General features: G+C 74.2%; 6 protein-coding genes and 3 tRNA genes. 8 read left to right on the forward strand and 1 reads right to left on the reverse strand.

Annotated elements, in window-relative coordinates:
- The 5 genes from BG452_RS26115 to BG452_RS26135 form a co-directional block, all read left to right on the forward strand.
- A partial coding sequence (locus tag BG452_RS26115) for an LCP family protein (protein WP_188306798.1) occupies positions 1-1,317 on the forward strand: 1,317 nt, incomplete at its 5' end.
- A gap of 136 nt (positions 1,318-1,453) precedes the next feature.
- The gene (gene rsfS / locus BG452_RS26120; RefSeq protein ID WP_188306799.1) at positions 1,454-1,912 is read left to right on the forward strand and encodes a ribosome silencing factor; all 459 of its coding nucleotides are present in this window, start codon (positions 1,454-1,456) and stop codon (positions 1,910-1,912) included.
- The gene (locus tag BG452_RS26125) at positions 1,909-2,556 is read left to right on the forward strand and encodes a histidine phosphatase family protein (RefSeq protein ID WP_188306803.1); all 648 of its coding nucleotides are present in this window, start codon (positions 1,909-1,911) and stop codon (positions 2,554-2,556) included. The genes rsfS and BG452_RS26125 overlap by 4 nt, the downstream gene beginning before the upstream one ends.
- A gap of 147 nt (positions 2,557-2,703) precedes the next feature.
- A tRNA-Ala gene (locus BG452_RS26130) sits at positions 2,704-2,776 on the forward strand.
- Positions 2,777-2,831: 55 nt separating this feature from the next.
- Positions 2,832-2,904 (forward strand) — tRNA-Ala (locus BG452_RS26135).
- A 126-nt stretch (positions 2,905-3,030) separates the two neighbouring features.
- Here BG452_RS26135 and BG452_RS26140 read toward each other — a convergent pair.
- Positions 3,031-3,930, reverse strand: coding sequence for a helix-turn-helix transcriptional regulator (locus tag BG452_RS26140; RefSeq protein ID WP_188306800.1), 900 nt, complete (start codon positions 3,928-3,930; stop codon positions 3,031-3,033).
- A gap of 103 nt (positions 3,931-4,033) precedes the next feature.
- On the opposite strand from BG452_RS26140, the gene BG452_RS26145 reads away from it, so the two are divergent.
- The 3 genes from BG452_RS26145 to BG452_RS26155 all read left to right on the forward strand — a co-directional run bounded on the left by BG452_RS26145 (position 4,034) and on the right by BG452_RS26155 (position 7,178).
- The gene (locus tag BG452_RS26145; protein WP_188306801.1) at positions 4,034-5,473 is read left to right on the forward strand and encodes an MFS transporter; all 1,440 of its coding nucleotides are present in this window, start codon (positions 4,034-4,036) and stop codon (positions 5,471-5,473) included.
- Between the two features lie 238 nt (positions 5,474-5,711).
- Positions 5,712-5,784, forward strand: a tRNA-Ala gene (locus BG452_RS26150).
- Positions 5,785-5,882: 98 nt separating this feature from the next.
- On the forward strand, positions 5,883-7,178 hold the full coding sequence (locus tag BG452_RS26155; RefSeq protein ID WP_188306802.1) for a hypothetical protein: 1,296 nt from the start codon (positions 5,883-5,885) through the stop codon (positions 7,176-7,178).
- Positions 7,179-7,344: the final 166 nt, after the last annotated feature.

Genomic DNA, 7,344 nt, shown 5'->3' on the forward strand with positions numbered 1-7,344 from the left:
CAGGCCGAGTCGGCGGCGCCCTCCGAGCAGGTCGCCGGGGCCCGGCCGGGCAAGGCCCGGGCGCCCAAGGACAGCTATACCACGGGCGAGTTCACCTTCGTCGACGAGGAGGCGGAGGAGACCGAGGACGTCATCGACTGGCTGAAGTTCGCCGAGTCCCGCAGCGAGGTGCGCGCCGAGCGGCGCCGCAAGCTGAAGAACCGGCTGGTCGGCCTGGGCGTGGTGCTGGCGCTCGCGGCCGGCGGCGTCGGCGGCTACCTGTGGTTCACCGGGGACAAGCCGACCGCGGCCACCGCGGCCGGCGGGCGGCAGGTCAACGTCGTCCACCTGCGCGACCTGCAGGGCAAGGTGTCCAGCGCGCTGCTGGTCGACGACGTCTCCGGGCACAAGGGCACGGTGCTGCTGCTGCCCGACGTGCTGCGGCTGCCCGGTCCCGCCGACCCGCCGGTGACCACGGTCGGCCAGGCCATGGACGCGATCGGCGCCTCGGCCACCCGCGACGGCCTGTCCACCGTGCTCGGCGCGCCGGTGGCCGGCACCTGGCGGCTGGACACCCCGTACCTGGAACTGCTGGTCTCCCAGCTCGGCGGCGTCCGGGTGGACACCAACGCCGAGACCTACGAGGGCGGCAAGCCGGACGGCAAACTGCTCTCCCCGGCGGGCAAGAACACCCTGCTCAGCGGCAAGGCCGCGGTCGCGTACGCCACCCTGCAGGCGCCCGGCGAGAACCGGGACGCCCAGCTGGCCCGGTTCGGGCAGGTGATGGACGCGGTGGTGCGCACCATGCCGACCGCGTTCAAGGACGCCAAGGACGACGTGCACCGGATGAACGCGGTGCTCGACCCCTCGCTGCCCGAGGACGCCCTGGCCGGGGTGCTCGCCCAGCTCGCCCAGCAGGCGAAGGACGGCCACTTCGGCACCACCGCGCTGACCGTCAAGCCGGACGGCACCCTGGACGAGGCGACCGCGGGCAAGCAGGTCAAGGACGTGCTCGGCGGCACCGTGAAGTCCGCGGCGGCCGGCGACGCCCCCGCCCGGGTCGCGCTGCAGGACGCCTCCGGCAACGACGCGGCGGGCGCCGCCGCGCAGGTCCAGATCGTCAACTCGGGCCTGACGTTCATCCCGGGCGGCGCCAAGTCCGCGCCGCAGGCCACCAGTGAGATCCGCTACACCGACGACGCCCGGCAGGCCGCGGCGAAGTCCCTGGCGACCAGCCTGGGGCTGCCGGACACGGCGGTGAAGAAGGTCGGCGACGCCCAGAACGCGGACCTGGTGGTCGTGCTGGGCAAGGACTACCAGCCGCCGAAGAGCCAGTAGGCGGCGGCGCCCCCGCTCGTGCGGTCCCCGCGGCCCCGGAAATGCGTTCCGAGGCCGCGGGGACGGCGTGAGATCCTGGAAGGCGACCCCGGCCACCGCGCCGGGGCCTCCCAAACCGCCGAGCCGGAAGTACACCGTGACCGTCACCGACCACAGCCAGCAGCTCATCACCGTCGCCGCCCAGGCGGCGGCCGACAAGCTCGCGCACAACATCATCGCCTTCGACGTCAGCGAGGTGCTGTCGATCACCGACGCCTTCCTGATCGCCTCCGCGAACAACGACCGCCAGGTCCGCTCGATCGCCGAGGAGATCGAGGACCAGCTGCGCGAGCAGCTGGACATCAAGCCGGTGCGCCGCGAGGGCGAGCGCGACGGCCGCTGGATCCTGCTCGACTACCTGGACATCGTCGTGCACGTCCAGCACTCCGAGGAGCGCTCCTTCTACTCGCTCGACCGCCTCTGGAAGGACTGCCCCGAGCTGCCGCTGCCCGCGGACGCAATGGAGTCCCGCAACCGCCCCGACGCCGTCACCGACGACGCCGGCAACGCCGTCGCCCCGGCCGACGACTTCGGCAAGCCCGAGGACCTGCACTGAGCCGCGAGGGGCGGGGCCCGCGCATCGTCTTCTGGCGGCACGGCCAGACCTCCTGGAACCTCGAATCGCGCTTCCAGGGCACCACGGACATCGAACTGACCGGCCAGGGCGTCCTGCAGGCCCAGCGGGCGGCCCGGCTGCTCTCGGGCCTGCACCCCGACCTGCTGATCTCCTCGGACCTCAAGCGCGCCCGGCGCACCGCCGAGGAGCTGGCCAAGGTCACCGGGCTGGACGTGCAGCACCACGAGGGCCTGCGGGAGACGTACGCGGGCTCCTGGCAGGGGCTGACCAACGCCGAGATCCGTGAGCGCCACCCGGAGGAGTACGCGGCCTGGGCGGCCGGGGAGCCGGTGCGCCGTGGCGGCGGCGAGCTGTCCGTGGAGGTCGCCGAGCGCTCGGTGCCCGTGGTGCTGGAGGCCGTCGCCAAGCTGCCGGAGAACGGCACGCTGGTGGTGGTCAGCCACGGCGGCACCATCCGGACCATGCTCGGGCAGCTGCTCGGCCTGGAGCCGCCCCTGTGGGAGTGCTTCGGCGGGCTGTCCAACTGCTGCTGGTCGGTCCTCGGCAAGGGGGCGCGCGGCTGGCGGCTGCTGGAGCACAACGCGGGCACGCTCCCGCAGCCGGTCATCGGCGACGACACCTGATCCCCACGCGTCGGCACTAGGCGGCGGGGGCTTCGCGGGGGCCCGGAGGGGGCGGATTTCGCAGTTCCGGGCCTGACCAGCTAGAGTCTTCCTCGTTCGCAGGGAAGGAACGCGGCCCGGAAGGGAAGCGGGAGATCCGGTGAGTGCGGGGCTATAGCTCAGTTGGTAGAGCGCTTGCATGGCATGCAAGAGGTCTGGGGTTCAATTCCCCATAGCTCCACTCCGCATCGGCGGTCGTGGATATCGGAGTTCCGGAGCCAGGTCGCCAGTGTCGCGGGGCTATAGCTCAGTTGGTAGAGCGCTTGCATGGCATGCAAGAGGTCTGGGGTTCAATTCCCCATAGCTCCACAGTGGTTCGAGAGGCCGTCACCCACCGGGTGGCGGCCTCTCGGCGTTTCCGGTTCTCGGGGCGTTTCCGGTCCTCTCGGCCTTCTCGGTCACCTCGGCCTTCTCGGGCATCGGGGCCCGGGGTGCTCACCGCGCGCAGGTGTGCGGCCAACTGCCCGGGGGCAGCGAGCCGAGCCGCTCGACCAGCTCCCGGTCGGCCGGATCCTCCGGGACGTACACGACGATGTAGCACTCCGGCACGCCCGGCATCGTCAGGTAGGTGGCGTTCAACCGCAGCACGCCCAGCTCCGGGTGACGGAAGATCCGCAGCAGCGTCTTCGGCGGCGCCACCTCCTGGCGGGCCCACAGCTCCCGGAACAGCTCGCTGCGGGCCGACAGCCGCTGCACGTGCTCCTCCCAGGCCGGCTCACCGACGTGCCGGCCGTACGCCGAGCGCAGCACCGCCACCATCCGTGACAGGGTCTCCTCCGGGTTCTCGCACGGGTTGCAGCACTCCGGCGCGGTCAGCATGCACCAGAGGCTGTTGAAGAACACCCCGTGCGACGGGCGCATCCGCTCGGTGCCGAACAGCGAGCGGTACGGCTGGTTGAAACTCAGCACGTCGAAACGGGTGTTGGAGACCGCCGCCGGCAGCGGGGCGAGGGAGTCCAGGATCACCTGGATCGCCGGGCTCAGCTCCGGCGGGGCCGGAGCGGCGAGCGCCGACGACGCCATCCCGGCCAGCCGGAACAGGTGTTGGCGCTCGGTGCCGTCCAGCCGCAGCGCCCGGGCCACCGCCAGCAGCACCTGCTCGCTCGCGTTGATCGGCCGCCCCTGCTCCAGCCACGTGTACCAGGTGACCCCGACCCCGGCGAGCTGCGCGACCTCCTCGCGCCGCAGCCCCGGCGTGCGGCGGCGCAGCCCCGGCGGCAGGCCGACGTCCTCGGGGGCGACCCGTGCCCGGCAGGCCTTCAGGAAGCGGGCCAGCTCGGTCCGGCGGCGCTCGCGGCCGCCCGTCACGACGGGGGGTTCCTCCAGCACGGTCATGGCGTCCATCGTGCCGCAGGGCGCGCGGGCGGTACAGGTGCTGCCAGTACCAGGATCAGCAGGCTCTAACCACCAGTACCGGGCCCGCCCCAGGCTGGTGGCCATGACGGATCTTCAGACCCGGCCCCGCGCGGCCGGACGTACCACCGGGGACCCGGCCGTACGGCCCGGGCTGCTCCTCGCGCTCATCCTGTGCGGGCAGTTCATGGCCGTGCTCGACGCCTCCATCGTCAACGTCGCGGTGCCCACCATCCGCACCGACCTGGGCGCCTCCGGCGCCGCCCTGCAACTCGTGATCGCCGGCTACTCCATCGCCTACGCGGTCCTGCTCATCACCGGCGCCCGGCTCGGCGCCCGGTACGGCTTCAGCCGGCTGTTCCAACTGGGCCTGGCCGCCTTCACCGCCACCTCGCTGGCCTGCGGCCTCGCCCCGACCACCGGCTGGCTGATCGCCTTCCGGCTGCTCCAGGGCGCGGGCGCGGCGCTGATGGTGCCGCAGGTGATGAGCCTGCTGCAGCGCACCTTCACCGGCACCGCCCGCACCCGGGCGATCGGCCTCTACTCGGCGGTGCTGGCCGTCGGCGTCGCGCTCGGGCAGGTGCTCGGCGGGGTGCTGGTCAGCGCCGACCTGTTCGGCACCGGCTGGCGGCCGGTGTTCCTGGTCAACGTGCCGATCGGGCTGGCGCTGCTGGCGGCCGGCGCCCGGCTGCTGCCGCGACTGCCCGGCGACCCCTCGCGCGGCTTCGACCTCCCCGGACTGGTGGTGCTGGGCACGGCGCTCGGCCTGCTGGTGGTGCCGCTGGTGCTCGGCAACGAACTCGGCTGGCCGGCCTGGGGCTGGGCGATGCTCGCGGGCGGCGTGCTGATGTTCGGCCTGTTCGTGGTCGTCGAGCGCGGGGTCGCCCGGCGCGGCGGACACCCGCTGATCCCCGGGCGGGTGCTGCGCGCCCCCGGGCTGCGCCCGGCGGCGGCCGGACTGTTCACGATCATGGCGGCCTACGCGGGCTTCATGTTCGCCTTCGCCCTGCACCAGCAGGCGGCCCTCGGCCACAGCGCGCTGCGGGCCGGGCTCTGCTCGGCACCCGTCGCGGTCGGCTTCGGCCTGGCCAGCCTGCGCTGGCACCGGCTGCCCGGCCGGCTGCACGCGGTGCTGCCGGTGCTCGCCGGGGTGCTGCTCGGTGGCGGGTACCTGCTGCTGGGGGTGCTGCTCGGCGGCGGCGCCGGGATCGGGGCGGTGGTGCTGGCGGAGACGGCCGCGCTCGGCCTGGCCGCCGGCTGCGCGTACGCGCCGCTGTTCGCCCGGGCGCTCGCGGGGGTGGCGCCCGAGGACGCGGCCGACGCCAGCGGGGTGACGGTGACCGTCCTGCAGCTCGGACAGGTGGTCGGGGTCGCGGTGCTCGGCTCGGTGTTCCTCGGGCAGGTGGACCTGCCGGCGCCCGCCGCCGACTCGGGGCACGCGCTGCTGGTCACGCTGGCGGCCAACGCGGTGGTGGTGCTCGTCGGCGTGGGCTTCGCGGAGCGCGGCCGGCGGGTGGTGCGCTGACCTCTTCGCCTCGCTGACCTCTTCGCCTCGCTGACCTCTTCACCTTGCCGGGGGCCTCGCTTCGCTGATCGCTTCGCTTCGCCGGGTGCTTCGGCTGCTGGGTGAGCGTCGGGCGCGCTACCCGCGGCTGCCTCGGGAAACGGATTTCAGGAGCACCCCCCGGACCGTGTAAAGTAGTCGATGTCGCCGAGGGAAACCGGACGGAAACGACGGGAAACCCGGTGACATCGCAGGTCAAGGGGCTATAGCTCAGTTGGTAGAGCGCTTGCATGGCATGCAAGAGGTCTGGGGTTCAATTCCCCATAGCTCCACAGTCGTCGAGAGCCGCCACCCGGTCACGGGGGGCGGCTCTTCGCCGTTGTGTGCATGCCACCGGCGGGCGGACCGGAAAGACCGCTACCGTCGTGCCATGGCCGATCTGCAGCGAAGGCGGAACGAGGAGCTGGCCCGGATACTGCACCAGCTCGGCTGGAGTCCGGAACGGCTCGCCCGTGAGGTGAGCCTCGCCCTGCCGCCCGGACTGGCGATCAGCTCCACCGCCCCGTACAAGTGGCGCGACCGCGGCATGGTCCCGCGCAGCCCGCACGACCAGACCGTCTGCGAGGTGCTCAGCCGCACCCTCGGCATGGCCGTCACCTACGAGCAGCTCTGGGGCCGGATGGGCGGCCACCGCGGCGCCAAGATCCTCTCGCCCCGGCTGCTCACCGACCCGTGGACCGCCGACACCGCCCAGACCGCGCTGCGCGAGGCCGCCACCGACGCCGGGCCGGTCCGCCTCACCGACCTGTTCCGCGGCGCCGACCTCGACCACGCCGCCGAACGGCTCTCCTCCCCGCCGCCACCCGTCGGCGGCGGCGAGGGCGCGCTGCGCGTCGACCCCACCCTGGCCGGCGAACTCGGCCTGTCCTACCGCAGCAAGCTGCGCCTCGAACGCTCCTGTGGCGGCGGCCTCGTCCTCGGCCCCACCCGGGCCGAACTCGCCATGCTGGCCAAGCTGTTGGAACTCGGCGCGTACGACGAACGACTCGGCCGCGAGCTGTACGGCACCGCCAGCCGGCTCGCCCGGCTGGCCGGCTGGGCCGCGTACGACCTCGGCCACGACGCGGCCGCCCAACGGGCCTTCGTCGCCGCGCTACGCGCCGCCCACGTCAGCGGCGACCCCCGGCTCGGGGTCGCCGGGCTCGGCGCGCTGGTCGTGCTCGCCACCCAGGGCAGCGGCGGCCGAGGCCTGGACGCCGTCACCGCGCTGCGCACCGCCCTGGAGGCCCACGGCCCCGTGCTCAGCCCCACCACCCGGGCCCGCCAGCTCGGCCGGATCGCCCGCGCCCACGGCCGCCGCGGCGAGGCCGAACAGGCCGAGGCGGTGGCCGCCCGGGCCTTCGCCGAACTCGACGGCGTACCCGGCGCCGAGGAGGCCCGGGCCGACCTCGCCGGAATGGTCGGGGAGGGGCGGCTGGCGCTCGGCCAGTACCGGATGGCCAAGGCGCTGCTGGCCGAGGCCGTCGCCGGGCTCGGGCCGGGACGGGCCCGTTCCAAGGCGCTGCTGATGGTCCGTCTCGCCGAGACCCACCGGCGGCTCGGCGACCAGCGGGAGGCCGCTCGGACGGCGGGGCTGGCGCGCTCGCTGGCGGCGGGGATGCAGTCGGAGCGGCTGGCCAGGGCGCTGCGGGACTTCGAGGCGGCGGGGCGGGCCGCGGCGCGGTAGGGGTCTAGCTAGGGGTGGGGGCGGGGTGTGGGGTCTGTTGCGGGGGGGGGGGGGGGGGGGGGGGGGGGGGGGGGGGGGGGGGGGGGGGGGGGGGGGGGGGGGGGGGGGGGGGGGGGGGGGGGGGGGGGGGGGGGGGGGGGGGGGGGGGGGGGGGGGGGGGGGGGGG

The sequence above is a fragment of the Streptomyces sp. CBMA123 genome, from assembly GCF_014596465.1.
Lineage (GTDB): Bacteria > Actinomycetota > Actinomycetes > Streptomycetales > Streptomycetaceae > Kitasatospora.

Excerpts from the sequence above, each read along its gene's own strand:
- BG452_RS26140 (WP_188306800.1), bottom strand. The coding sequence starts at position 3,930 with ATGACCGTGCTGGAGGAACCCCCCGTCGTGACGGGCGGCCGCGAGCGC.
- BG452_RS26145 (WP_188306801.1), top strand. The coding sequence starts at position 4,034 with ATGACGGATCTTCAGACCCGGCCCCGCGCGGCCGGACGTACCACCGGG.
- BG452_RS26155 (WP_188306802.1), top strand. The coding sequence starts at position 5,883 with ATGGCCGATCTGCAGCGAAGGCGGAACGAGGAGCTGGCCCGGATACTG.